Source organism: Afipia sp. GW821-FHT14H12, from assembly GCF_058803465.1.
Window position 1 is genome coordinate 1415819 of sequence record NZ_JBXAOZ010000001.1, and the last position, 23653, is coordinate 1439471.

A 23653-nucleotide genomic window follows, 5' to 3' on the forward strand; every position below is an offset into this window, starting at 1 on the left:
GCGCATTTCATAAGAGGTTGCGTTGATGCAGTTGACCCTTGGGCCTGTGCTCTACAACTGGGCTCCCGATCAGTGGCGGGACTTCTATTTCCGCGTGGCCGAGGAGGCTCCTGTGGATGTGGTCGTCATCGGCGAAATCGTCTGCTCGAAACGCTCGCCGTTTTTCGCCGAGCATATGCCTGCGGTGATCGAACGGCTCGCGGCCTGCGGCAAGCAGGTGGTTCTTGGGTCCTTGATTCTCGTGTCACTGAAGCGGGAGCGTCAGCAGATGGCGGAACTGGCCGAGAACACCGATTTCATGGTGGAGGCGAACGACCTCACTTGTCTTGGATCGCTCGCGGATCGTCCGCACGCGATCGGACCGTTCGTCAACATCTACAACGAGGCGACGGCATCCTATTTTGCGCGCCGGGGCGCGCAGCGGATTTGCCTGCCGCCGGAACTGCCGATGGAATCGATCCGGGCCATCGCGGCGGATCTGCCTGAGGTGACGACGGAGGTCTTCGCGTTCGGCCGCGTGCCGCTTGCGATTTCCGCGCGCTGTTATCATGCCCGCCTTCACAAGCTGTCGAAGGACAATTGCCGTTTCGTCTGCGAGAAGGACCCCGATGCATTGGCAGTCGCCACGCTCGACGGTGAGCCGTTCCTCGCCATGAACGGCGTGCAGACTATGTCCCATGCCTGCGCGAATTTGCTCGGAGAGGTGGACGATCTTGCGATGGCCGGTGTCGGCGCGCTTCGCCTGTCGCCGCAGCAATGCGACATGGTTGCGGTGGCTCGGGTCTTCCGGGATGTGATCGACGGTGGCCGGTCCCATGAAGACGGCATGCATGAATTGTCGTGCATCTATCCCGATGTGCCATTCGCGAATGGCTTCGTGCACGGGCAGGCGGGGGCGGTGTTCGTTGTCAATGAGGCAGGCGCGGAGTCGCGTATTCGCGAGCCGCAGATGCGGGACGCCGTACAGTGAAGCGCAACGACGTGGCGCGATGTGGTGAGGAGGCGGTGATGGTTGAGAAGGGCCGTACCTGTGAAGCGCTGGATTTGATCGGGCGATTGCAGACCGTGCTGACGCGCATGGATCTCGACTGCAGTTGCCGCGAGATTCTCAGCGATGCTCTCGAGCGATTCTCCAATCTTGAGGAGCAGCGCCTGTCGAGGCGGTCGCTGCTTCGCGCGCGCGATCACAAAGACCGGATCGACGCCATTCTCATGCTGCTCTCCGAGCTCGATCAACTGACGGAAAACGAGAAAGACCGCACGGTTTTCACGGAAATGGCGCTTCTGTTCGACGAGATCGGCCGATCGGCGGAGGCCGGTGCCGCGGCCTTGCGCGACATCGAGCCGCCGACCCTGAATTGCCCTCGCAATGAGTTGCCGCGGGCGGTCAGCGTGCTCAAACGGTAGCTGCCGGCGTCACACCGCGCGGCTATAGACCGGACCGGGTGCGCCGAGATAGGCGTCGAATGCGGCGGCGACGCTGCGCACGAGGTGGCGTGTGTCATCCTCGACCGAAAGCACAGATCCCTCGATCCGGACGATGCCATCGGCGATCAGCATGTCCAGGCGGTCGGCCGATCGCAGCAAAGTCTCCGGCCTTGTGCCGTGTCTCGCGCAGACCTGCTGTAGATCGACGCGAAAATCGCACATGATCCGCTCGATGATGTCCGCGCGCAGGCGGTCGTCGGCGCTCAGTGCATAACCCTTCCGGGTCGGAAGGTTGCCGTTACCGATCTGCGTCCGATAGGTCAGGGGCGCGACTTCGTTCTGAACGTAGCCCTGTTCCAGCCGCCCGATCGCGCTTGCGCCGAAGCCGATCAAGATGTCGCTGTCGTCGGTGGTGTAACCCTGAAAATTGCGGTGCAGGTGTCCCGTCGCCTGTGCTGTTGTCAGACTGTCGGCGGGAAGAGCAAAATGATCGAGGCCGATCTGCCGATAGCCAGCATTGGTCAGGCAATGGGCGATCATGTTGGCCTGAAGGTGGCGCTGCTCTCCATCCGGAAGCGCGGCTTCGTCGATCTTGCGCTGGTGCTTCTTGAACGTCGGGATATGGGCGTAGCCGAAAACCGCGAAGCGGTCGGGGCGAAGCTGCATGCACTTCTGAACGGTATCGAAACATGATGCCACTGTTTGATGCGGCAGGCCGTAGATCAGGTCGAAATTGATGCTGTTGATACCCGCCGCCCGCAATCCTTCAGTCACGGCGGCGGTGTCTTCAAAACTCTGAATGCGGTTGACGGCCTGCTGAACGGCGGGATCGAAGCTCTGGACGCCGAGGCTTGCCCGCGTGATGCCGTTCGCGCCGAGTGCAAGCGACATCTCGCGGGTCAGCCTGCGCGGGTCGATCTCGATGGCGATTTCGGCGTCGGACAGAAAATTGAATTTTTGCCTCAGGACAGTCATGAGGCCCGAGAACTGGTCCGGCGTCATAATCGTCGGCGTTCCGCCGCCAAAATGCACCGCGCCGACCTTAAGCCGTTGCCCTATATGGTCCGTCACCCTCTCGATCTCTTGGCTCAATGCTGCGAGATATTCGGCGACGGGCTCATTGCGCCGGACGATGGTGGTGTTGCAGCCGCAATACCAGCACATGGATTGGCAGAACGGAATGTGCAGATAGAGCGACACTGTTTTGCCTTGCGGGATTCCTGCAAGCCATTGGCGGTAAGTGTGTTGCGTGATCGATTCGGAGAAGTAAGGCGCGGTCGGATAGCTGGTGTAGCGCGGCAGACGCTCTTCGCCGTACCGATGGTTAAGGTCGGATCGCATCTGGATGGGGGGAAGGGTCATGTGCGATCTCTCCGATGTCAGGATCGCGAAACAGCATTCAGCAAATCCGCCCCGCCCGCTTTGCGTTAACGCAATATCGGTGCTGGTGCGGTGTCTGGCGTGACGGGGCGCAGCTTCAGGACGCGGGGTCGTCGATCAACCGCTGGGGGCGTGCGAAGATGATGAGTTGATCCTTGTCGTCGATGACGATTTCGCGCCCGCGAATCCGCACGCCATGGTCTGTCAGATACGCAAGGTTGCGCGACAGGTTTTCACGCGTGGTGCCGATATGCGATGCCAGCGTGCCGCGGTCGAAGGGAATGACGACGTTTCCCTGATGGGTATCTTTCTGGGCCTCAGTCAGTATCCAGTTGGCCAGGCGTTCGACGCTTGACCTGGCCATGTATCCTTTGAGCTTCTTGACCGATCCGCGATACGCGCGCGCAAGCTCTTTCGCGATCACGCGGGCGAAGACGATGTCCTGATCGAAAATCTCGCGGATCCGCTTGGCCGGAATCAGCAGGACACGCGATTCGAGCAACGTTCTTGCCGAACTCAGGTAGGGCTGGTTGCTGATGATGGCCGCGGGAATGAAGGTGGAGACCGGATTAATCAGTGAGATGCCCCATTCTCCGCCACCCTGTTCGGTATAAATTTCGGCAAGGCCGTCGATCAGCACATGCAGAAAATCGGCCTGGGTGTTTTCATGAATCAGGACGACGCCTGCCGGGAATTTCTGCAGCAATGCGGCGTCCAGCAGCCGCTCCATATTTTCCGGACTCATTGCGGAAAACAGTGGAAGCTGTCGAAGCTCTTCGGTTTCATGAGGACGCAATGCCGGCGCTCCGCTTCATCGTGGCCGATAGATGAGGTGTGATGTTTATCAAATTCAAGTATCCCAAACATCACTTCATCATGAGGACTGGGTCAAGCTGAACTGCCTCTATTTATATAAGTCAGGGACGATCATTATGGCTTGATCCAACGCAAATCAATTCCATGGCCCGGGCAGCAATCTCCGATCGCAACTGATTTGGAGATGCTCCGTGAGTGGGCCCAATCAAGGTAACGCCGCGCGAGGGCGGGCGCTCTGGCTTTCGACGATCTCGTTCACGGTCTGCTTTGCAGTCTGGACGATCTTCTCCATCATCGGCATCAGCATCAAGCAGAAGCTCGGCCTCAATGAGACCGAGTTCGGCCTGCTGGTCGGCTTGCCGATCCTCAGTGGATCGCTGATCCGCCTCGTTCTCGGCGCGTGGACCGATCAGTATGGCGGGCGCCGCGTCAACACCATCGTGATGCTGGCGGCTGCGGTCGCGACTTATTTCCTCACCTGGGCGCACACCTATCCGCAATTCCTGGTCGCCGCGTTCTTCGTCGGCATCGCGGGCGGCTCCTTCGCGGTCGGCGTCGCCTATGTCTCGCGGTTCTATCCGGCAGGAAAGCAGGGCACTGCGCTCGGCATCTTCGGCGCGGGCAATGTCGGAGCTGCGGTCACCAAGCTGCTCGCTCCGTTCGTCATGGTCGCGTTCGGCTGGCAGGCGGTCGCCGAGGTCTGGGCGGCGGCTCTTGCGGTGATGGCGGTCATCTTCTGGGTCTTCTCGGAGGAAGATCCGGTGATGCGCGAGCGGCGCGCGCGCGGCGAGAAGCCGAAGAGCATGTGGCTCGAATTTGCTCCGCTCAAGAACATCCAGGTCTGGCGCTTCTCGCTCTATTACTTCTTTGTGTTCGGCGCGTTCGTGGCGCTCGCGCTGTGGCTGCCGCAATATCTCATCAACGTCTACGGGGTCGATCTCAAGGCTGCCGGCATGATCGCGGCGATGTTCTCCATCCCGGCGTCGATCTTCCGCGCCTATGGCGGGCACCTGGCCGATCGCTACGGCGCGCGGCGGGTGATGTACTGGTCTCTGCTGGTTGGTGTCGCCTGTACGTTCATCCTGTCCTATCCGCCGACGGATTATGTGGTGCGGACCGTGACCGGCTCGGTCGGCTTCCACCTTGAAATGGGCGTGGTGCCGTTCACGGTGACGGTGTTCGTGCTCGGCTTCTTCATGGCGCTGGGCAAGGCGGCGGTGTTCCGTCACATCCCGGTTTACTACCCCAATAATGTCGGCGTGGTCGGCGGCCTTGTCGGCATGATCGGCGGTCTCGGCGGTTTCGTGCTGCCGATTGCCTTCGGTGCGCTGAACGATCTGACCGGGCTATGGACCAGTTGCTTCATGCTGCTGTTCCTCATCGTCACCGTCTCGCTGCTCTGGATGCATCTCGCGGTACGGCAGATGGAGCGCGGTCTTGCCGGCGAGGCGCTGCGGAAGCTGCCGCAATTCCCCGAAATGGAGGAGATCCACAAGCCCGAGCACATCGGCGCGCTGGCAGGCGTCGTGCTCACCGACTGGCGGCCGGAGGATCGCGAGTTCTGGGAAACAAAAGGGCGCGCCATCGCGCGGCGCAATCTGTGGATTTCAATTCCGTCGTTGCTGCTGTCGTTCGCGATCTGGCAGGTCTGGTCGGTGGTGGTGGCGAAGCTGCCATCGGTCGGGTTCAAGTTCACCACGGCCGAGCTGTTCTGGCTGGCGGCGTTGCCGGGCATTTCCGGCGCGGTGCTGCGCATCTTCTACTCGTTCATGGTGCCGATCTTCGGCGGACGGCTGTGGACCACGCTCGCGACATGGTCGCTGATGATCCCGGCGGTCGGAATCGGCTATGCGGTACAGTCGCCTTCGACGCCTTACGTCGTGTTCCTGGCGCTGGCGCTATTGTGCGGCTTAGGTGGCGGCAACTTTGCCTCCTCGATGGCCAACATCTCCTTCTTCTTCCCGCGTGCGGAGAAGGGCAACGCGCTCGCGCTGAACGCCGGCCTCGGCAATCTTGGCGTCAGCGTGGTGCAGTTCGTGGTGCCGCTCGTCATCACCGCCGGCGTGCTCGGCTGGTTCGGCGGCAAGCCGGTGATGGTCGCGGACGGTCCGCATCAGGTGCCGCTGTGGCTGCAGAACGCCGGTTTCGTCTGGGTCCCGTTCATTGCCGCCAGCGCATTCGCCGCGTGGTTCGGCATGAACGACATCGCTTCGGCCAAGGCGTCGTTCGCCGATCAGGCGGTGATCTTCCAGCGCAAGCATAACTGGGTGATGTGCTGGCTCTACACCGGCACGTTCGGCTCGTTCATCGGTTACTCGGCGGGCTTCCCGCTGCTGGCGAAGATTCTGTTCCCGGACGTTCATGTGCTGCCGTTCGTTTTTCTGGGGCCGCTGGTCGGTGCGTTGTCACGCTCGGGCACCGGCTGGATCGCCGACAGGTGGGGTGGCGGCCGTGTCACACTGTGGGTGTTCATCCTGATGATGGCCGGCGTGCTCGGCATCCTTTACTTCACCGGCATCAGGGAGCAGCCCGGTGCGTTCTGGGGCTTCTTCGCGATGTTCCTCCTGATGTTCTTCGTCACCGGCGTCGGCAATGCGTCGACCTTCCAGATGATCCCGAACATCATGCGCAAGGAAATGGATCGCCTGATGCCGGAGGCCGACGCCACCGCTCGCGCGCGTCAGACGGAAAAGGAATCCGCCGCGATTACCGGATTTACCTCGGCAATCGCCGCGTTTGGCGCGTTCTTCATCCCGAAATCGTTCGGCACGTCGATCGACATGACCGGCGGCGTGGAAGCGGCGCTGTGGGGTTTCTTCATCTTCTACGTCACCTGCGTGGCGATCACCTGGGCTGTCTACACCCGCAAGGGCGGCCTGCTTCATGACATCGAGCGGCGTGGCGCAACGGTGGTTGCCCAGCCGGCCCAGTAAGGAGAGGCTGATGAGCCATTTTCTTGACAGGCTTTCGTTCTTCACGAAAACCAGAACCGAATTCGCCGGCGGTCACGGCATCACCACGACGGAAGACAGGTCGTGGGAGGACGGCTACCGCAAGCGCTGGCAGCACGACAAGATCGTGCGCTCCACGCACGGCGTGAACTGCACGGGCTCGTGTTCGTGGAAGGTTTACGTCAAGGGCGGCATCGTCACCTGGGAAACCCAGCAGACCGACTATCCGCGTACGCGGCCCGATCTGCCGAACCACGAGCCGCGCGGCTGTCCGCGCGGCGCGAGCTATAGCTGGTACCTGTATTCCGGCAATCGCGTGAAATATCCACTGGTGCGCTCACGGCTGCTCAAGCTGTGGCGCGCAGCGCGGGCGACGCTGACGCCGGTCGCGGCGTGGAAGTCGATCGTCGAGAATCCGGAAAAGCGCGCCGCTTACACCAAGCGGCGCGGCCTTGGTGGCTTCGTCCGCGCGAACTGGGATGAGGTCAACGAGATCATCGGCGCGGCGAATGCGTACACGGTGAAGGCTCACGGCCCTGACCGCGTGTTCGGCTTCTCGCCGATCCCGGCGATGTCGATGGTCAGCTACGCCTCGGGCGCGCGCTACCTGTCGCTGCTCGGCGGCGTCTGCATGTCGTTCTACGACTGGTACTGCGATTTGCCGCCGGCTTCGCCGCAGACCTGGGGCGAACAGACCGACGTGCCGGAAAGCGCCGACTGGTACAATGCCGGATTCCTGATCCTGTGGGGCTCCAACGTGCCGCAGACGCGCACGCCGGATGCCCATTTCTACACCGAGGCGCGCTACAAGGGCGCCAAGAGCGTGGTGATCTGCCCGGATTATTCCGAGGCGTCGAAATTCGCCGACATGTGGATGTCGCCGAAGCAGGGCACCGATGCGGCGGTGGCGATGGCGATGGGCCATGTCATCCTTCGCGAATTCCACATCGACAGGAAGACGGCGTATTTCGATGACTACATGCGCCGCTACAGCGACATGCCGATGCTGGTGCGGCTGGTGAAGCAGGGCGATCATTACATTCCGGATCGCTTCGTGCGCGCGTCGGATTTCGTCGACGGCCTCAATGAGGCCAACAATCCAGAGTGGAAGACCGTCGCCTATGACGAGGTCAGCGGCGGAATCGTCGCGCCGAACGGCTCGATCGGTTTCCGCTGGGGCGAGAAAGGTAACTGGAATCTCGAGGAGAAGGCGGCGGGCGGCGACACCAGGCTGCGCATGTCGCTGATGGATATTCAGGACGACGTCGCCAAGGTCGGATTCCCGTATTTCGGCAATCGCGAGCATGACCATTTCCGCGGCACCGATCATCCGGGCGTGCTCACGCGCAACATTCCGGTGAAGACGTTGCAGCTTGCCGATGGCGAAACGCTGGTGGGCTCGGTGTTCGATCTGTTCGTCGCCAATTACGGCATTGATCGTGGCCTCGGCGGCGAGAACATCGCCAAGGGTTACGACGAGATCGAGCCCTATACGCCGGCCTGGGCAGAGCAGATCAGCGGCGTGCCGCGCGATCAGATCATCACGGTGGCGCGCGAATTCGCCCGCAATGCCGAGAAGACCCACGGCCGCTCGATGGTGATCGTCGGCGCCGGTCTTAATCACTGGTACCACATGGACATGAACTATCGCGGCATCATCAACATGCTGGTGATGTGCGGATGCGTCGGCCAGTCCGGCGGAGGCTGGTCGCATTATGTCGGTCAGGAAAAGCTGCGGCCGCAGTCCGGCTGGGTGCCGCTCGCTTTCGGTCTCGATTGGAGCAGGCCGCCGCGGCAGATGAACTCGACCTCGGCGTTTTACGCGCACACCGACCAGTGGCGTTACGAGACGCTCGACGTCAAGGACGTGCTGTCGCCGACCGCGCCGATGGGGCCGTGGGATGGCGCGTTGATCGATTACAACGTCCGCGCCGAGCGCATGGGCTGGTTGCCGTCCGCGCCGCAGCTTCAGACCAATCCTCTGGACGTGGCGATGCAGGTAGAGGCATCGGGCATGGAAGCCAAGGACTATGTCGCCAAGGCGCTGAAGTCCGGCGAACTGAAGATGTCCTGCGAAGACCCGGACAATCCGAAGAACTGGCCGCGTAATCTGTTCGTCTGGCGCTCCAACCTGCTCGGTGCGTCGGGCAAGGGGCACGAATATTTCCTCAAGCATTTGCTCGGCACCAGCCACGGCGTGATCGGCAAGGATCTCGGCGATGTCGGCGGCCGCAAGCCGTCCGAGGTGGCTTGGCACGAGGAGGCGCCGGAAGGAAAGCTCGACCTTCTCGTCACGCTCGACTTCCGCATGTCCACCACCTGCATGTACTCGGACATCGTGCTGCCGACCGCGACCTGGTACGAGAAGAACGACCTCAACACCTCGGACATGCATCCTTTCATCCACCCGCTGACTGCCGCGATCGATCCGGTGTGGGAGTCGCGTTCCGACTGGGAAATCTACAAGGGCATCGCGAAGTCGTTCTCGCAGGTCGCGCCTGAGGTGCTTGGCGTCGAGAAGGATGTGGTGCTGACGCCGATCATGCACGACTCGCCCGGCGAGATCGCGCAGCCGTTTGACGTCAAGGATTGGAAGAAAGGCGAGATCGATCCGATCCCCGGCAAGACCATGCCGGCGGTCGCTGTGGTCGAGCGCGACTATCCGAATCTCTACAAGCAGTTCACTTCGCTTGGCCCGCTGATGAGCAAGCTCGGCAATGGCGGCAAAGGCATGAACTGGAACACCGAGCACGAGGTCGCTCTGCTCAAGCGTCTCAACGGGGTCGTGACCGAGGAGGGGCCGAGCAAGGGCCTCCCGAAGATCGACACCGATATCGACGCATGCGAGGTGCTGCTCTCGCTCGCGCCGGAGACCAATGGCGAGGTTGCGGTGAAGGCGTGGAGTTCGCTCGGCACATTCACCGGCCGCGACCACACCCATCTCGCGATCCCGAAGGAGGACGAGAAGATCCGCTTCCGCGACGTTGTCGCGCAGCCGCGCAAGATCATCTCCTCGCCGATCTGGTCGGGGCTTGAGTCGGAAAGCGTCTGCTACAACGCCTGCTACACCAACGTTCACGAACTGATCCCATGGCGCACGCTGACCGGCCGTCAGCAGCTCTATCAGGATCATCTCTGGATGCGGGCGTTCGGCGAAGGCTTCTGCGTCTATCGGCCGCCGATCGACACGAAGTCGGTGAAGCCCGTGATCGACCGCAAGCCGAACGGCAACAAGTCGATCGTGCTGAACTTCCTCACGCCGCACCAGAAGTGGGGCATCCACTCGACCTACACCGACAATCTTCTGATGCTTACGCTGTCGCGCGGCGGGCCGATTGTCTGGATCAGCGAGATCGATGCGAAGAGCGCGGGCCTTGTCGATAACGACTGGATCGAGGTGTTCAACACCAACGGCGCGCTGGTAGCGCGTGCGGTGGTGTCGCAGCGCGTCCGTCAGGGCATGTGCATGATGTATCACGCCCAGGAGAAGATCGTGAACATGCCGGGCTCCGAGCAGACCGGCCAGCGCGGTGGCATCCACAACTCAGTGACCCGCGTCGTGCTCAAGCCGACCCATATGATCGGCGGTTATGTGCAGCAGGCCTACGGTTTCAATTACTACGGCACCGTCGGCTCCAACCGCGATGAATTTGTGATCGTCCGCAAGATGACAAAGGTGGATTGGCTGGACGAGCCTGTCGCCGCATCGAGCGCAAGCCTGGAGGCTGCAGAATGAAAATCCGTTCCCAGATCGCCATGGTGCTCAATCTCGACAAGTGCATCGGGTGCCACACCTGCAGCGTGACCTGTAAGAATGTCTGGACCAGCCGCGAAGGCATGGAATACGCATGGTTCAATAACGTCGAAACCAAGCCCGGCATCGGCTATCCGAAGGACTGGGAGAACCAGAAGCGCTGGAAAGGCGGCTGGGTGCGCCGGCGCGACGGTTCGATCGCGCCGCGCATCGGCGGTAAATGGCGGGTGCTGGCGAATATTTTCGCCAACCCCGACCTGCCGGAAATCGACGATTACTACGAGCCCTTCACCTACGATTACGAGCATCTGCAGAACGCGCCGGACATGAAGGCGATGCCGACCGCGCGGCCGCGCTCACTCATATCCGGTGAGCGGCTGGAGAAGATCCAGTGGGGGCCGAACTGGGAGGAAATCCTCGGCGGCGAGTTCGCCAAGCGCTCGAAGGATTACAATTTCGACGGCGTGCAGAAGGACATCTACGGCCAGTTCGAAAACACCTTCATGATGTATCTGCCGCGGTTGTGCGAGCACTGTCTCAACCCGACCTGCGTCGCGTCGTGCCCATCCGGCGCGATCTACAAGCGCGAGGAGGATGGCATCGTCCTGATCGATCAGGACAAGTGCCGCGGCTGGCGCATGTGCGTCTCCGGCTGCCCCTACAAGAAGATCTATTACAACTGGTCGTCGGGCAAATCCGAGAAGTGCATCTTCTGCTATCCGCGCATCGAGGCGGGGCAGCCGACGGTGTGCTCGGAAACCTGTGTCGGCCGCATCCGCTATCTCGGCGTCGTGCTTTACGATGCCGACCGCATCGCAGAAGCCGCCAGCAAGCCGGACGAGCGCGACCTCTATCAGGCGCAGCTCGACGTCTTCCTCGATCCGAACGATCCATCCGTGATCGCCGAAGCCGAGCGTCAGGGCATTCCGCATGCGTGGCTGGAAGCCGCCAAGGCATCGCCGATCTGGAAGATGGCGATGGAATGGAAGGTCGCGTTCCCGCTGCATCCGGAATACCGCACGCTGCCGATGGTCTGGTACGTGCCGCCGCTGTCGCCGATCACCTCGGCGGCGTCGGCCGGCAAGATCGGCCTCGATGGTGAGATGCCCGATGTCCGCTCGCTGCGGATTCCCATGCGTTATCTCGCCAATCTCCTGACCGCGGGGAACGAGGAGCCGGTGGCGCTCGCGCTCGAGCGCATGCTGGCGATGCGCAGCTACATGCGTGCCAAGACGGTGGACGGCGTGATCGACGAGGCCATTGCCAATCGTGTCGGCCTCAAGGGCGCGCAGATCGACGAGATGTACAAGATCATGGCGCTGGCCAATTACGAGGACCGTTTCGTGATCCCGACCGCGCACCGCGAACTCGGCGCCGACGCCTACGACATGCGTGGCTCGTGCGGCTTCTCGTTCGGCAATGGCTGCGGTGGCGGCGAAACCGAGGTCAATCTGTTCGGCTCGCCCCGCAAGACCAAGAACCCGATGGAGGTGGTGTGATGAAGACGTTCAAGGTGTTGTCCGCGCTTCTGACCTATCCTTCGGAAGACCTCGTTGCAGCCGCGCCGCTGTTCGGCGCGGTGCTGGATGATGAGGCGCTGGTGCCGCTCGCCGCGCGCGAGAAGCTCGATGTGTTGCTTGATGAGTTGGCGGCTGGCGATCTCTATGATCTGCAGGAGCGTTATGGCTTGCTGTTCGACCGCAGCCGCTCGCTGGCGCTGCATCTGTTCGAGCATGTCCATGGCGAAAGCCGCGACCGTGGCCAGGCGATGGTCGATCTGAAGACGCTGTATGAGAACGCGGGCTTCTTCATCACAGCGAATGATCTGCCGGATTTCATTCCGCTGTTCCTCGAATTTCTGTCGACCCAGCCGATTGCGGCGGCGCGCGAATTGCTGGGGCAACCCGCGCACATTCTCGCCGCTATCGCCGAGCGTCTGGAGCGCCGCGAGTCGAACTACAAGGCTGTCTTTGATGCACTGGTTGCGATTGCCGAGCAGCAGCCCGAGCGCGAGGCTGTCGAGGAATTGTTGAAGGGGCCGGACCCAGATCCGATGGACTTCGCAGCGCTCGATGCCGCGTGGGAAGAAGAGGAAGTCAATTTCGGACCCGCCGCGCAGAGCCAATCATCATGCGGCCGGGACGGATTGCAGTCGCGGCTGCGCCACGCCTCGCGCGCCGTCAAATCACCGGCAGCCTGAGAAGGAGGGACAGATGTACACGACGCTCAATTCCATCGCCTTCGGCTGGTATCCGTATCTGTGCGCCATCGTCTGCCTGTTCGGCAGCCTGTTCCGTTTCGACCGTGAGCAATACACATGGCGCAGCGGCTCGAGCCAGTTGCTGCGCCGCCGCCAGTTGATGTGGGGCTCCAACCTGTTTCACATCGGAATTCTGGTGATCTTTGGCGGCCACTTCGTCGGCCTGCTGACGCCGATCTGGGTGTTTGACATGATGGGCATCTCGCACACCTTCAAGCAGATACTGGCGATGACCGCCGGCGGCATCGCCGGTCTGATGTGCCTTGTTGGCATTTCATTGCTCACGCATCGCCGGCTGTTCGATCCGCGTATTCGCGCCAACTCGTCGTTCGGCGACACCGCGATTCTCCTGATCCTGTTCGCGCAGCTTCTGCTCGGCCTAGCCACCATTCCGGTGTCGGCTGGACATCTCGACGGCCATGAGATGGTGAAGTTCATGAACTGGGCGCAGGCCATCGTCACGCTGCAGCCGGATGCCGCGCACTATGTCCTCGACGTGCACCCGATCTTCAAGGCGCATCTGATGCTCGGCATGACGATCTTCCTCGTCTTCCCGTTCACGCGCCTCGTGCACATCTGGAGCGCGCCGATCTGGTACCTCGGCCGCCGCGGCTATCAGGTTGTGCGCAGCCGTCCGGGCAGCGGCCCGGTGCCTGTCGCGGCAACCCGTATGCCCGCCCCGCCGCCGATCCAGCCTGCGGAGTAAAGGCCATGGATTGTTCGGTCTCAAATGCCTTGCCGAAGCCGAAGGCAATCAGCGTCAACGGCGTGGTGATTTCCCGCGAAGCCATCGCGCAGGAGGTGCAGAACCATCCGGCGGACAAGCCGATCCATGCCTGGCAGGCGGCGGCGCGCGCACTCGTGGTGCGCGAACTGCTGTTGCAGGAAGCAGCTCGGCTCGGCATCGAAACCGAGGCGCTGTGCGATCCGGATGGGCGGCGCGAAACCGCCGAGGAAGCCGCGATGCGCGCGCTGGTCGAGCGCGAGGTCAAGACGCCGGAGCCGGATGAGGCGGCCTGCCGCCGCTTCTACGAACAGAACATTCAGCGTTTCCGGCTCGGCGATCTTTACGAGGCCGCCCACATCCTGATCGCCGCGCCACGTGACAACCAAGCGGCACGGGTGGCGGCGCGTGAGCAAGCCGAAACCATTCTCGCGGCGGTGAAGGAAAATCCGGCGGTTTTTGCCGACATGGCATCGAACCATTCGGCGTGTTCGACCTCCGCGGCGGAGGGCGGCCGTCTTGGTCAGATCTCGCGCGGCCAGACCGTGGCTGAATTCGAGGCGGCGCTGGAGCGGATGCAGCCGGGCGAGATGGCGATTGCAGAGACCCGGTACGGCTTCCATGTGGTGCGGCTGGATCGCCGCGCCGAAGGGCAGACGTTGCCGTTCGAACTCGCGAAAGAACGGATCGCGGGTTATCTCGCCACCAGCGTCGAGCATCGTGCGCTCGCGCAATACATCTCGATCCTTGCGGGCCAGGCCGAGATCACGGGTATCTCGCTGGCGGCGACGGACACGCCATTGGTGCAATAGAGGGAGCCCGGCATGCAACTCGGTGAAGTGATACGCGGCTTTGATGACGAAGCGAATGCCGCCGAAGCGCTGGTTGCTTGTGGCGACGTGGCGTTGCTGGCCCGCGTGGATGCCATGACAAGCCGGTTTGGCGAAACCGTCGGTGAGTATGCGTCCGGAGCGGTGCGGCGCTTTTCCAGCCTTGCGGAGAGCGAGGACTGGCTCGGGCTGATGAACGTTCTGGAGCGCGCCAGCGATCCCGGCACGGGATGCCTGACCTACATGGTCGGCTGGTCGCTGAAGCATGACGAAGCGATGGCGGCTGCGCCGGAGGAGGGCGGCCACTCTCATGAAGGTTGCACCTGCGGCGGACATGGAGGCTGCTCATGAACCACATGGATATCGACCGCGACGGACCGGACTCTTTTGTCGGATCGGGAACGCTGGCGCGGATCGGTGTCCTTGTCGTCTCCGACCGCGCGAGCGAAGGCATTTATGAAGACAAGAGCGGGAAGGCCGTCGGCGATTTTCTGAAGAAGGCCATCCGCTCAAACTGGATCATCATTTTCAAGATCGTGCCCGATGGCGCCGAGAGCGTGGCCAGCGCATTGATCGAATTGTCGGACCGTGAAGGCTGCGATCTGGTTCTGACGACGGGCGGCACGGGTCCAGCGCCGCGCGATCTTACGCCCGAAGGCACGCGCATGGTCATCGGTCGTGAACTGACTGGCTTTGGGGAATTGATGCGGCGGGTCAGTCTGGAGCATGTGCCCACCGCGATTCTATCGCGGCAACTCGCCGGGACGCGCAACCGTTCCTTGATCGTCAATTTGCCGGGGCGCCCGGCGGCTATCGAAGTCTGCCTGAACGCCATTTTTCCAGCCATTCCGTATTGCCTCGAGCTGATCGGGGCGCGCCGAATCGAGGTCGATTCCGATGTGTGCATTGCATTCCGCCCGGGCAATTGAGCCGGTCCGGGACAGCGCGCCGGATATTGGCGCGATCGTCTACGAGAACGACAAATATCCGGATGAGCTGTTCAAATGGATCGTCAGCCAGTGCCGGGCGCGCTGTCTGCCGCTGGCCGGCGTTCTGCAATACCCGGCATTCGAGGGCGCGGACCCGAGTTGCGATGTGGTGCTGGAAGATCTCGTCAGCGGACGCCGCACGGTGCTGTTCGACGACCGTGGCTCGGGCGCGAGCGGCTGCCGCCTCGATGTCGGAGCCTTGCTCGAAGCCGCGATGGAAATCGAGCGCGGCTTTGAGACCAACCCGTCGCTTCTTGTCCTGAACAAGTTCGGGAAAATAGAGGCGGAGGGAGGCGGCATGTGCGGGGTGATGGCCAAGGCGCTCGAGCGCGGCATCCCTGTCGTGATCGGCGTTCCCGCGCGCAATCTTGAGGCCTGGCAGAATTTCGCAGATGAATTCGCGACCGAGCTGCCGGGGGACATCGATCAGATCGGGCGCTGGCTTGCGAGACTTGGATAGAGCGCCGGCCGGTTTTGGTCACACAAGAGTATTCACGGATGTCGATACACGAAGGTAACGGGCAAATGGCGAGGACGAGCATGGAAACCAAGCATCCGTCGTGGCAGAGCCTGATGCCGCAGTCGATCCTGTCGGAAGAATTCCCCAGCGGTTATCCGCGCCGCTGCCTGCACTGTCAGGCGCGGCCGCTCAGTATATGCGCGGCACTCGATGCGCCCGAGCTTTCCGCCATGGAAAGGCTTGGCCCGGAAACGCACTTTGCGACGAAGGATGCCTTGTTCTCCGAAGACGACAAGGCCCGCCACGTCTTCAACCTGACGCAGGGTGTCGCACGCTTGTATCGGCTGTTGCCGGACGGGCGGCGTCATATTGTCGGGTTTGGCCTGCCGGGCGATTTTCTCGGGGCGACATCCTCCGACCGCTACAGTTTCTCGGCCGATGCTATTACGCCGATTATTGCCTGCCGGTTTTCCCGGGACAAGTTTTTGCGGTTTGTCGAATCCAAGCCGAACATCCTGCGAAGCATGAATGAGTTCGAAGTGCGGGAGCTTCATTTGGCCAGAAACCAGATGTTGCTGCTGGGGAGCCATTCGGCAGAGCAGCGGATTGCGCTGTTTCTCATCGGCTGGCGTGATCGGCTTGCGCGATTTGGCGAGATACCGGAGACCCTGCCGCTGCCGATGAAGCGGCGGGACATCGCGGATTTCCTTGGCATGACGATTGAAACAGCCAGCCGCACGTTGCGGCGGCTGGAACGGAAGAAACTCATCGTCAATGTTCCGAGAGGCGTTCGTTTGGTGAATGTCGCGCGCGTCGAGGATCTGGCGTGGGCGCGATGATCGTGTTCAGCTATTTCCGCAAAGACGCCGGATATTGATCCACGTCATCTCTGTCGGCGCTTCTTTTCACTATTCGCAGAGCGTGATCCGGCCACCGGTCGCGCGGATGTAACCCTTCGTTTTTTGGACGCGCCGATCGGGGAGTTGCCGGAGCGATCCCGCCTTGGGTGCATGATGACACAGCGTTCGCCGGTGCCGCGGCTCCGGGATTATCAAGGACCCGCCATTCTATCTTACGGATTCCGGCCTTTCTTCCTGCTGGGCGCGGTCTACGCGGGGCTTGCCATTCTGGTCTGGTTGCCGGTGTTTCTCGGCGAATTGACGCTGTGGACCGCGTTCGTTCCGCGCGACTGGCATGTGCATGAAATGCTGTACGGCTATTTGCCGGCGGTCATCACCGGCTTTCTGTTCACGGCGATTCCGAGTTGGACCGGGCGGCTTCCGGTACAGGGCAGGCCGTTGCTTGTGCTGGTCGTCGTGTGGCTGTTGGGACGTTTTGCCGTGACGTGTTCGGCGGGGATCGGCTGGCTCGCGGCCATGCTGATCGACGCCAGTTTTCTTGCGCTGATTGCGGCCGCCACAGGGCGCGAGGTTTTCGCGGGACGGAACTGGCGTAATCTCAAGGTCGTCGTGCTGGTCGTTCTGCTCCTCATCGGGAATATCGCCTTTCATCTTGAGGCGCATGTGTCGGGCGCGGCGGATTACGGCATTCGCGTCGGAATCGCGGTCGTGGTTCTGCTCATCATGCTGATTGGCGGGCGCATCATCCCGAGCTTCACGCGCAACTGGCTGGTGCGCGAAAATCCGGGACGCCTGCCGTCTCCTTTTGCAAAATTCGATACTGCGGTCGTCATCTTCAGCGCTGTGACGCTGCTGATGTGGGTTGTTCATCGGGACGGCCGTCTTGCCGGCGCCCTGCTTGCGGCGGCCGGTATTCTGCACGTCATTCGCCTCGGCCGGTGGGCAGGGGATCGCACATTCAAGGAGCGCCTCGTTCTTATCCTGCATGTCGGATACGCCTTCATCCCGGCCGGTTTTCTGCTGGCGTCGGCGGCGGCCTTTGATCTTTTTCCCGCAAGCGCCGCCATCCATGCATGGATGGCGGGAGGCGCCGGCGTCATGACCTTGGCGGTGATGACGCGCGCGAGCCTGGGCCATACCGGCCAGCAACTGATGGCTTCGTGGTCGACGCAGGGAATCTATCTGGCCGTCATCATCGCCGCGCTCGCGCGCATCGCTGCGGTCATGGTCCCGGTTTGGAGCGGCGCATTGCTGGATATTGCGGCGCTGGCCTGGGTGATCGCATTTCTTGGCTTCGCGGTCTTCTATGGACCTTCGCTGATGAGGCCGCGGGCAGCCTCACATCGGGACTGATATCTCTGACGCGCAGGTCACGTATCACGAACTGCTAACTTTGGACCGCTCGTGCGATCTGCTACATCGTCTGTCGCCATAAATACGGGACGCAGACATGAAGATCGCAGTGATGGGCGCTGGAGCAGTTGGATGTTTCTACGGCGGCATGCTTGCGCGCGGCGGGCATGAGGTGACGCTGATCGGCCGTCCGGCGCATGTCGAGGCCATCGCCAAACGCGGTGGCCTGCGGTTTGAGAGCGCGATCTTCGATGGCGTCATTCCGATCGGTGCGAATACCAACCCCTCCGCCGTCGCCGGGGCCGATGTCGTGCTGTTCTGTGTGAAGTCCGCCGACACCGAGGAGGCGGGACAACAGATCGCGCCGCACCTCAAGAACGATGCTGTCGTCATCTCGCTGCAGAATGGCGTCGACAATGCCGAACGCCTCGCGGCCGTGCTCAAACAGGTCGTGCTGCCGAGCGTCGTGTATGTCGCGGCCGGAATGGGCGGGCCCGGCCACATCCAGCATCACGGGCGCGGCGATCTCATCATCGGCCCGTCGCCGCGCAGCGATGACATTGCGAAAACCTTCGCGGATGCTGCGATCCCGACCGTGGTGTCGGGCGAGGTGCTGGCGCGGCTGTGGGACAAGCTCATCATCAACTGCGCCTACAACGCGCTGTCGGCGATCGCGCAACTGCCTTACGGCCGTCTGTTCGAGGTGGAGGGCACGAAAGAGGTGATGGACAGCGCCATTCTCGAATGCATCGCGGTGGCATCGGAGCTTGGCATCGCGGTCTCGCCCGATATCCGCGAGAAGACCTACGCGCTGGTGAAGGTCATGCCGGATCAACTGTCATCCACCGCGCAGGATTTGGCGCGCGGCAGGCCCACCGAGATCGATTTCCTCAACGGCCATATCGTCCGCAAGGGGGCCGAATTCGGCATCCCCACGCCCTCGAACCTCGCGCTTCAGGTGGCCGTGAAACTGCGCGAACTGGAACGCGCGGGGAAAGCACCTAGATAGGCGCTGCGGCCTATCCGCCGAATTGTTTATCCGCGACGGAGGTGCCTCTTGCTCGAAATGGGACTGGATACGTTCGGCGACGTGACCGCCGATGCGTCGGGGCAATTGCTGCCCCACGCGCAGGTGATCCGCGACGTGATCGAGGAAGCGGTGCTGGCCGACAGTCTCGGCATCGATTTCATCGGCCTTGGCGAGCATCATCGCGCCGACTTCGCGATCTCCGCGCCGGAAACGGTGCTGGCTGCGATCGCGGGGCGCACCAACCGCATCCGTCTCGGCACCGCCGTTACGGTGCTGTCATCGGACGATCCCATCCGCGTCTTCCAACGGTTCGCGACGCTTGATGCCGCTTCGAACGGTCGCGCGGAGGTCATTCTCGGGCGCGGCTCGTTCACCGAATCCTTTCCGCTGTTCGGTTTTCCGCTCGATCAGTACGAGCGGCTGTTTCAGGAGAAGCTCGATCTTTTTGTCGAGGTGCTCAAGCAGGAGCCCGTCACCTGGGAGGGCTCGATCCGCCCGCCGCTTGTCAACCAGAGCATCTTCCCGCCGATCGAGCACGGGCGGCTGAAGGCATGGATCGGCGTCGGCGGCACGCCTCAATCGGTGGTGCGCGCGGCCTATTATCAATTGCCATTGATGCTCGCGATCATCGGCGGCGATCCGCAGCGCTTCGCGCCTTTTGTCGATCTCTACCGCCGCACCCACGAGCAGCGCAAAACGCCGATGCAGCCGGTCGGCATTCATTCGCCGGGCTATGTCGCCGCGACCGACGAACAGGCGCGCGAGGAATTCTGGCTGCCTTATAAAGGTATGCGCGACCGCATCGGCGCGGAACGCGGCTGGCCGCCGATGGAGAAGGAGGAGTTCGAACGCGAGATCGAACGCGGCTCGCTCTACCTCGGCTCGCCCGACACGGTGGCGCGCAAGATCGCGGCGACGGTGAAGGCGCTCGGCGCGTCGCGCTTCGATCTGAAATACAGCGCTGGCACGCTGTCGCACGGCAAGCTGATGACCTGCATCGAACTCTACGGCCGCGAGGTGATGCCGCGCGTACGCCAACTGCTGGCGTGAGGGTCTACCGGTCGCAGAGCTCCACAAGTGTCTGCGTCAGGATGCCGTCCGGCTTCGCCAGTTCGTCCATGATCGAATAATGATGATGGCCCGGCAGCACGTAGAGCTTGGCGTCGAGGCCAGCGGCCTGCGCGGCACGGGCGTAGTCGGCGGACTGTCGCTGCAATTCGGGCAGTTCGTTTCCGCCTGACATGATGCGTGTGGGCGGCAGGCTTGCGCGCAATTGGTGGTACGGGCTGAGGTCGCGGATCTCGTCCGGTGTCAGTTGTAAGGGGTCGTTGAGATAATTCAGCGACAGCGGTTCGAGGTCGAAGATGCCGCTGATCGGCATGGTGCCGCGCACGGCCGGATGATCGGCGGTGATCGCGGTGAGGTGGCCGCCAGCCGACCAGCCGCCGACGTAAATCCGTTCACGGTCATAACCGAATCCGGTGGCCCTTTGCAGGTGCGTCAGGCCGTGGCGGATTTCGTCCACGATCTCATCGAGCCGTGCCTGTGGCGCGAGCGTATAGCCGAGAGCCGCGAAATCGATGCCGCGCGCGTTCGGTCCTTCGGCGAGAAACGAAAACATCCCGATGGCGTTGCGCACCCAGTAGCCGCCATGGATGAAGACGAACAGCGGCGCACCGGTGCGGCCCGAGGGAAAGTAATCGAAGCGCTGGCGTTCGCGTGGTCCATAGGCCGAACCGAGTACGGCATCGGAGCGCCTGCGGGATTCCTGGCTGCGATGCGTCCATTCGACGAGCCATTGCGGGCTGTCGGCAACGGCCTTGGTGTTGTTGTAGGCGTCGTCGAGCAGGGCGCGCGTCATGCCGCGATAGACGATCTGCGAAGCATTTGTGTCTGACATCGGAAAAGCCGGTTGGAAATGAGAATCCACGCTAGCAAAGCCGCTCCATCCGGCCAACAGCCATTGACGTGGCATCGCGGCGACGGCTTGATGGCGCGATGACGGACACTGTCCCCGACTCAAAATTCGCATCGCATTTCGTCGCCTCGCCGAATTTCGACGAGCGTGACGGGAGTCCGGTGGATGTCGTGGTGCTGCATTACACCGGAATGCCGGAAGAAGAGGCGGCGCTGGCGCGGCTGTGCGACCCGGAGGCGAAAGTTTCCTCCCATTATGTCGTGCGCGAGAGCGGCGAGATCGTACAGCTTGTTGCCGAGGACAAGCGCGCCTGGCACGCGGGCGTCTCGCGCTGGCGCGAGTGGAGCGGCCTCAACGCGCGCTCGATCGGCATCGAGATCGTCAATCCGGGGCATGACGGCGGCTGCCCGCCGTTTCCGGACGCGCAGATCAATGCGGTGATCGCGCTCACCCGCGACATCACGGCACGCCGGGCGATCCCGCGCGATCAGGTGCTGGCGCATTCGGACATCGCGCCGCTGCGCAAGCAGGACCCCGGCGAATGGTTTCCGTGGGAAAGGCTCGCGGCGGAGGGCGTCGGGCTGTGGGTCGCGCCCGCGCCGCTATCCGACGAGGGGTTCGAAGCGAATCCGCGCGAACTGGATGCTTTCGTCGAGGCGCTCGCGACTTACGGATACGGGGTGGCGCTCTCCGATCCATGCGAGACCAAGCAGGCCGTCGTCGCTGCCTTCCAGCGGCATTTCCGCCCCGCGCGGGTCGATGGGCGAGTGGATCGCTCCAGCATCGATACGATGCTGCGGCTCCTGATGGCCCGGCAGGCGATGGCGGCCCGATCGTAACGATTCATCAAGAAATTCATGGTTACCAAAGTGTCAAACAGCTTTGGGATCAGGGCCATGAACGAGCAGGACGACAGTCACCATACCGGCAATTCGCAGGGTGATGGCGGCGGCCAGTCGCTCGTTCCCGCCCCTTCGGCACGCGCCGAAAGCGAGGGTTCTCCGGAGAGCAAGGCCAAGGATTTTTCCGGAGACGGGTCGAAAAACATCACGCTGCAGCGGTTGCCGCCGCAGGGCTCCTGGGAAGATATCGTGTTCGGCGACGCGCCTCCGCAGCCGCAGAACCCCCGTCAGTTCTCCTCGATGGCCCTGATGATCGGGGTGGCGGCGCTTGTCGGTGTGATGAGCAGCGTCGGCACCACCTGGTTCTCGAACGAGCATTTCGGCAGGGACGACAAGGCGCAGGCCGCCGTGGCGGAGCGCAACCGCGCGATCGATAACGCTTTCGCGCAGGTCAATTCCGAATTGCAGTCGTTGAAGATGTCGGCTGAAAACGCCGCCAAAACCAATGCCAGCAAGATCGCCAAGTTCAGCGAGGCGCTCGAGAAGATAAAAGCCGCCGACGCGACCGGCAGCATTCCGGCACCCGCCGCGCCTGCGCCGGTTCCGGCCAAGTCCGCGCCGCAGATCGCCCGATTGCCGACCATCGACGGCTGGGTCGTGCGCGCCGTCGCCAATGGCGGTGCACTGGTCGAGGGCCGCGCCGGTATTTTCGAGGTCTATGCTGGCGACCCATTGCCGGGCGTGGGCCGGGTCGATGCGATCCGCCGGCAGGACGGGCGCTGGGTGGTGGTCACGAGCCGCGGCCTGATTATCGCACGGTAGGTTCCTGCCTCACCGGGGAGTAAACCCGGGGCTGAAAATCTCCGATAAAATTTGAGCCTTTGCTTGAACGCTACGGCATGATCTTGCTGGCATGGTGCGCCTCATCGACAATGAGGTACATGCATGACGGGCGATATAAATTCTTCTCCGGACAACGTCGTCAAATTCTTTGCCGCGGAAGTGCGCGAGGCAGACGATGATGTGTGGCCCTCGCATGCCAACGACAATGCCTGTCCGTATTGCGGCGGCGTGCTGATGCCCGGCGACAAGGCGACGGATTGTTCGAGCTATAACCCGCGCATGCCGCGGATGTCGCCGCGGGCCTGGCGCGCGCTCGAAGATCGCATGATGGGCCCGTGTTCGTATTGAACCTGCGTCTTGTGCCGTTGTGCCAGTAGGTCCATGCGAAATGCAGGCAAAATAAAAAGGCCAATCGACCGAATGACGGTGGATGGCCTCGGGACTTGCCCAGTCGGTTTGATTTAGTCGATCAACGATCTTGTGCCGAATTGAGCGCGGACCCGAAGAGACTTCAGGTTCGCGAAGGCCGGGATCAAACCTTCAGGTTTTCTGCCGACGTCTTGCCGCGGTTGGCGACTTCCTCGAACTCGATGGTCTGTCCTTCGTTCAGCGAAGTCAGACCCGCCTTTTCAACCGCCGAGATATGCACGAACACATCCTTGCCGCCGCCTGCGGGCTGGATGAAACCGTAGCCCTTGGTCGGGTTGAACCACTTCACAGTCCCTTTAGCCATTAGTCACTCTCCAGAAAGATACCAGTCGGCGCGCGGATGCGTGTCCAACGGCGCACACGATACGCAATTTATGCATGGGGTAAAGCGGCAAAGCCGAATTCGCCGGGTGGTACCGGGCCGGAGGCGGTGCGCCGGGGAGTATATTGCAATGCGAAGAGACCACCTTCCGGCCGGGGGACAGGCCGGAAAGTGGTCTCGTGACCGCACGGATCAGTAGCAGACGTTCACCGTCCGCCAGCGATAGCCGTGGCGCGTCATGATGCGCTGGCGCCGCAGGCAGTCGTCATAAACCGGGCCGCCGACATAGACCGGGCCGACGCCGAGGCCGTAACCGAAGCCGCCGTGCCAGCCGTGATGGTGATGCCAGCCATGGGCGGATGCGGCGGTGGGTGCGAGCGCGGCAACGGTCAGGGCGGTGGCGGCGGCAAGTCCAAGGGTGAGTTTGCGCAACATGGTCGTTCTCCGATGAAAGGGCCGGACTG

General features: G+C 62.3%; 23 protein-coding genes. 18 read left to right on the top strand and 5 right to left on the bottom strand.

Features of this window, described 5'->3' with window-relative positions; genetic code table 11:
* Positions 1 to 25: 25 nt before the first annotated feature.
* The gene (gene ubiV / locus AC1RNA_RS07030; protein ID WP_492950597.1) at positions 26 to 970 is read left to right on the top strand and encodes a ubiquinone anaerobic biosynthesis protein UbiV; all 945 of its coding nucleotides are present in this window, start codon (positions 26 to 28) and stop codon (positions 968 to 970) included.
* A complete protein-coding gene (locus tag AC1RNA_RS07035; protein WP_245258098.1) occupies positions 967 to 1407 on the top strand; it encodes a hypothetical protein in 441 nt (146 codons plus the stop codon). Before ubiV ends, AC1RNA_RS07035 begins: the two co-directional genes overlap by 4 nt.
* Before the next feature lie 9 nt (positions 1408 to 1416).
* Here AC1RNA_RS07035 and hemN read toward each other — a convergent pair whose 3' ends face one another.
* Positions 1417 to 2769, bottom strand: a complete 1353-nt coding sequence (hemN, locus tag AC1RNA_RS07040; protein WP_492951190.1) for an oxygen-independent coproporphyrinogen III oxidase — start codon at positions 2767 to 2769, stop codon at positions 1417 to 1419.
* 136 nt (positions 2770 to 2905) lie between these two features.
* A complete protein-coding gene (locus AC1RNA_RS07045) occupies positions 2906 to 3604 on the bottom strand; it encodes a cyclic nucleotide-binding domain-containing protein (protein ID WP_040297720.1) in 699 nt (232 codons plus the stop codon).
* A 211-nt stretch (positions 3605 to 3815) separates the two neighbouring features.
* On the opposite strand from AC1RNA_RS07045, the gene AC1RNA_RS07050 reads away from it, so the two are divergent.
* The 13 genes from AC1RNA_RS07050 (at position 3816) to AC1RNA_RS07110 (ending at position 19885) form a co-directional block, all read left to right on the top strand.
* Positions 3816 to 6557: a nitrate/nitrite transporter gene (locus AC1RNA_RS07050; RefSeq protein WP_492950598.1), complete on the top strand. Its 2742-nt coding sequence runs from the start codon at positions 3816 to 3818 to the stop codon at positions 6555 to 6557.
* A 10-nt stretch (positions 6558 to 6567) separates the two neighbouring features.
* Complete coding sequence (locus AC1RNA_RS07055) at positions 6568 to 10311, top strand: nitrate reductase subunit alpha (RefSeq protein WP_492950599.1); 3744 nt, start codon at positions 6568 to 6570, stop codon at positions 10309 to 10311.
* Positions 10308 to 11828, top strand: a complete 1521-nt coding sequence (narH, locus tag AC1RNA_RS07060; protein ID WP_009337375.1) for a nitrate reductase subunit beta — start codon at positions 10308 to 10310, stop codon at positions 11826 to 11828. The genes AC1RNA_RS07055 and narH overlap by 4 nt, the downstream gene beginning before the upstream one ends.
* Positions 11828 to 12529 (top strand): nitrate reductase molybdenum cofactor assembly chaperone, encoded by a 702-nt coding sequence (gene narJ, locus AC1RNA_RS07065; RefSeq protein ID WP_275247861.1) that lies wholly within the window; start codon positions 11828 to 11830, stop codon positions 12527 to 12529. Before narH ends, narJ begins: the two co-directional genes overlap by 1 nt.
* Positions 12530 to 12542: 13 nt before the next feature.
* Positions 12543 to 13295 (top strand): respiratory nitrate reductase subunit gamma, encoded by a 753-nt coding sequence (gene narI, locus AC1RNA_RS07070; protein ID WP_492950600.1) that lies wholly within the window; start codon positions 12543 to 12545, stop codon positions 13293 to 13295.
* 5 nt (positions 13296 to 13300) lie between these two features.
* Complete coding sequence (locus AC1RNA_RS07075) at positions 13301 to 14125, top strand: peptidylprolyl isomerase (RefSeq protein ID WP_492950601.1); 825 nt, start codon at positions 13301 to 13303, stop codon at positions 14123 to 14125.
* Between the two features lie 12 nt (positions 14126 to 14137).
* Positions 14138 to 14494: a hypothetical protein gene (locus AC1RNA_RS07080; RefSeq protein ID WP_009337359.1), complete on the top strand. Its 357-nt coding sequence runs from the start codon at positions 14138 to 14140 to the stop codon at positions 14492 to 14494.
* Between the two features lie 5 nt (positions 14495 to 14499).
* Entirely contained in the window at positions 14500 to 15072 is a 573-nt protein-coding gene (mog, locus tag AC1RNA_RS07085) for a molybdopterin adenylyltransferase (protein ID WP_492951191.1), read from the top strand.
* Positions 15041 to 15592, top strand: coding sequence for a DUF2478 domain-containing protein (locus AC1RNA_RS07090; RefSeq protein ID WP_492950602.1), 552 nt, complete (start codon positions 15041 to 15043; stop codon positions 15590 to 15592). Before mog ends, AC1RNA_RS07090 begins: the two co-directional genes overlap by 32 nt.
* A gap of 113 nt (positions 15593 to 15705) precedes the next feature.
* The gene (locus tag AC1RNA_RS07095; protein ID WP_492950603.1) at positions 15706 to 16431 is read left to right on the top strand and encodes a Crp/Fnr family transcriptional regulator; all 726 of its coding nucleotides are present in this window, start codon (positions 15706 to 15708) and stop codon (positions 16429 to 16431) included.
* 171 nt (positions 16432 to 16602) lie between these two features.
* Positions 16603 to 17805 carry an NnrS family protein gene (locus AC1RNA_RS07100; protein ID WP_492950604.1) on the top strand — a complete coding sequence of 401 codons (1203 nt, stop codon included), beginning with the start codon at positions 16603 to 16605 and terminating at the stop codon, positions 17803 to 17805.
* 97 nt (positions 17806 to 17902) lie between these two features.
* Positions 17903 to 18814, top strand: a complete 912-nt coding sequence (locus tag AC1RNA_RS07105; RefSeq protein WP_492950605.1) for a ketopantoate reductase family protein — start codon at positions 17903 to 17905, stop codon at positions 18812 to 18814.
* Positions 18815 to 18871: 57 nt separating this feature from the next.
* Positions 18872 to 19885 (top strand): LLM class flavin-dependent oxidoreductase, encoded by a 1014-nt coding sequence (locus tag AC1RNA_RS07110; RefSeq protein ID WP_492951192.1) that lies wholly within the window; start codon positions 18872 to 18874, stop codon positions 19883 to 19885.
* Between the two features lie 4 nt (positions 19886 to 19889).
* Here the strand turns inward: AC1RNA_RS07110 and AC1RNA_RS07115 are convergent, their stop codons facing one another.
* Entirely contained in the window at positions 19890 to 20735 is an 846-nt protein-coding gene (locus AC1RNA_RS07115) for an alpha/beta hydrolase (protein WP_492950606.1), read from the bottom strand.
* Between the two features lie 98 nt (positions 20736 to 20833).
* Here AC1RNA_RS07115 and AC1RNA_RS07120 point away from each other — a divergent pair, with 98 nt between their 5' ends.
* From AC1RNA_RS07120 to AC1RNA_RS07130, 3 genes are all read left to right on the top strand, one after another.
* Positions 20834 to 21592 carry an N-acetylmuramoyl-L-alanine amidase gene (locus AC1RNA_RS07120; protein ID WP_492950607.1) on the top strand — a complete coding sequence of 253 codons (759 nt, stop codon included), beginning with the start codon at positions 20834 to 20836 and terminating at the stop codon, positions 21590 to 21592.
* Between the two features lie 57 nt (positions 21593 to 21649).
* Positions 21650 to 22417, top strand: coding sequence for a hypothetical protein (locus tag AC1RNA_RS07125; protein ID WP_492950608.1), 768 nt, complete (start codon positions 21650 to 21652; stop codon positions 22415 to 22417).
* 123 nt (positions 22418 to 22540) lie between these two features.
* Positions 22541 to 22786, top strand: a complete 246-nt coding sequence (locus AC1RNA_RS07130) for a hypothetical protein (protein ID WP_009337341.1) — start codon at positions 22541 to 22543, stop codon at positions 22784 to 22786.
* A 184-nt stretch (positions 22787 to 22970) separates the two neighbouring features.
* On the opposite strand, the gene AC1RNA_RS07135 is transcribed toward AC1RNA_RS07130, so the two are convergent.
* Together AC1RNA_RS07135 and AC1RNA_RS07140 are read right to left on the bottom strand one after the other, a co-directional pair.
* Positions 22971 to 23171, bottom strand: coding sequence for a cold-shock protein (locus tag AC1RNA_RS07135; protein ID WP_009337339.1), 201 nt, complete (start codon positions 23169 to 23171; stop codon positions 22971 to 22973).
* A gap of 210 nt (positions 23172 to 23381) precedes the next feature.
* Positions 23382 to 23624, bottom strand: a complete 243-nt coding sequence (locus AC1RNA_RS07140) for a hypothetical protein (RefSeq protein ID WP_009337338.1) — start codon at positions 23622 to 23624, stop codon at positions 23382 to 23384.
* Positions 23625 to 23653 lie beyond the last annotated feature (29 nt).

What these genes read in the sequence shown, in the direction of transcription:
- AC1RNA_RS07125 (WP_492950608.1), top strand. Translation starts at nt 21,650, where the DNA reads ATGAACGAGCAGGACGACAGTCACCATACCGGCAATTCGCAGGGTGAT.
- AC1RNA_RS07055 (WP_492950599.1), top strand. Translation starts at nt 6,568, where the DNA reads ATGAGCCATTTTCTTGACAGGCTTTCGTTCTTCACGAAAACCAGAACC.
- AC1RNA_RS07115 (WP_492950606.1), bottom strand. Translation starts at nt 20,735, where the DNA reads ATGTCAGACACAAATGCTTCGCAGATCGTCTATCGCGGCATGACGCGC.
- AC1RNA_RS07080 (WP_009337359.1), top strand. Translation starts at nt 14,138, where the DNA reads ATGCAACTCGGTGAAGTGATACGCGGCTTTGATGACGAAGCGAATGCC.
- mog (WP_492951191.1), top strand. Translation starts at nt 14,500, where the DNA reads ATGGATATCGACCGCGACGGACCGGACTCTTTTGTCGGATCGGGAACG.
- AC1RNA_RS07095 (WP_492950603.1), top strand. Translation starts at nt 15,706, where the DNA reads ATGCCGCAGTCGATCCTGTCGGAAGAATTCCCCAGCGGTTATCCGCGC.
- AC1RNA_RS07100 (WP_492950604.1), top strand. Translation starts at nt 16,603, where the DNA reads ATGATGACACAGCGTTCGCCGGTGCCGCGGCTCCGGGATTATCAAGGA.
- narJ (WP_275247861.1), top strand. Translation starts at nt 11,828, where the DNA reads ATGAAGACGTTCAAGGTGTTGTCCGCGCTTCTGACCTATCCTTCGGAA.
- AC1RNA_RS07120 (WP_492950607.1), top strand. Translation starts at nt 20,834, where the DNA reads ATGACGGACACTGTCCCCGACTCAAAATTCGCATCGCATTTCGTCGCC.
- AC1RNA_RS07135 (WP_009337339.1), bottom strand. Translation starts at nt 23,171, where the DNA reads ATGGCTAAAGGGACTGTGAAGTGGTTCAACCCGACCAAGGGCTACGGT.
- narI (WP_492950600.1), top strand. Translation starts at nt 12,543, where the DNA reads ATGTACACGACGCTCAATTCCATCGCCTTCGGCTGGTATCCGTATCTG.
- AC1RNA_RS07090 (WP_492950602.1), top strand. Translation starts at nt 15,041, where the DNA reads ATGTGTGCATTGCATTCCGCCCGGGCAATTGAGCCGGTCCGGGACAGC.
- ubiV (WP_492950597.1), top strand. Translation starts at nt 26, where the DNA reads ATGCAGTTGACCCTTGGGCCTGTGCTCTACAACTGGGCTCCCGATCAG.
- AC1RNA_RS07140 (WP_009337338.1), bottom strand. Translation starts at nt 23,624, where the DNA reads ATGTTGCGCAAACTCACCCTTGGACTTGCCGCCGCCACCGCCCTGACC.
- hemN (WP_492951190.1), bottom strand. Translation starts at nt 2,769, where the DNA reads ATGCGATCCGACCTTAACCATCGGTACGGCGAAGAGCGTCTGCCGCGC.
- AC1RNA_RS07105 (WP_492950605.1), top strand. Translation starts at nt 17,903, where the DNA reads ATGAAGATCGCAGTGATGGGCGCTGGAGCAGTTGGATGTTTCTACGGC.
- AC1RNA_RS07130 (WP_009337341.1), top strand. Translation starts at nt 22,541, where the DNA reads ATGACGGGCGATATAAATTCTTCTCCGGACAACGTCGTCAAATTCTTT.
- AC1RNA_RS07110 (WP_492951192.1), top strand. Translation starts at nt 18,872, where the DNA reads ATGGGACTGGATACGTTCGGCGACGTGACCGCCGATGCGTCGGGGCAA.
- AC1RNA_RS07075 (WP_492950601.1), top strand. Translation starts at nt 13,301, where the DNA reads ATGGATTGTTCGGTCTCAAATGCCTTGCCGAAGCCGAAGGCAATCAGC.
- narH (WP_009337375.1), top strand. Translation starts at nt 10,308, where the DNA reads ATGAAAATCCGTTCCCAGATCGCCATGGTGCTCAATCTCGACAAGTGC.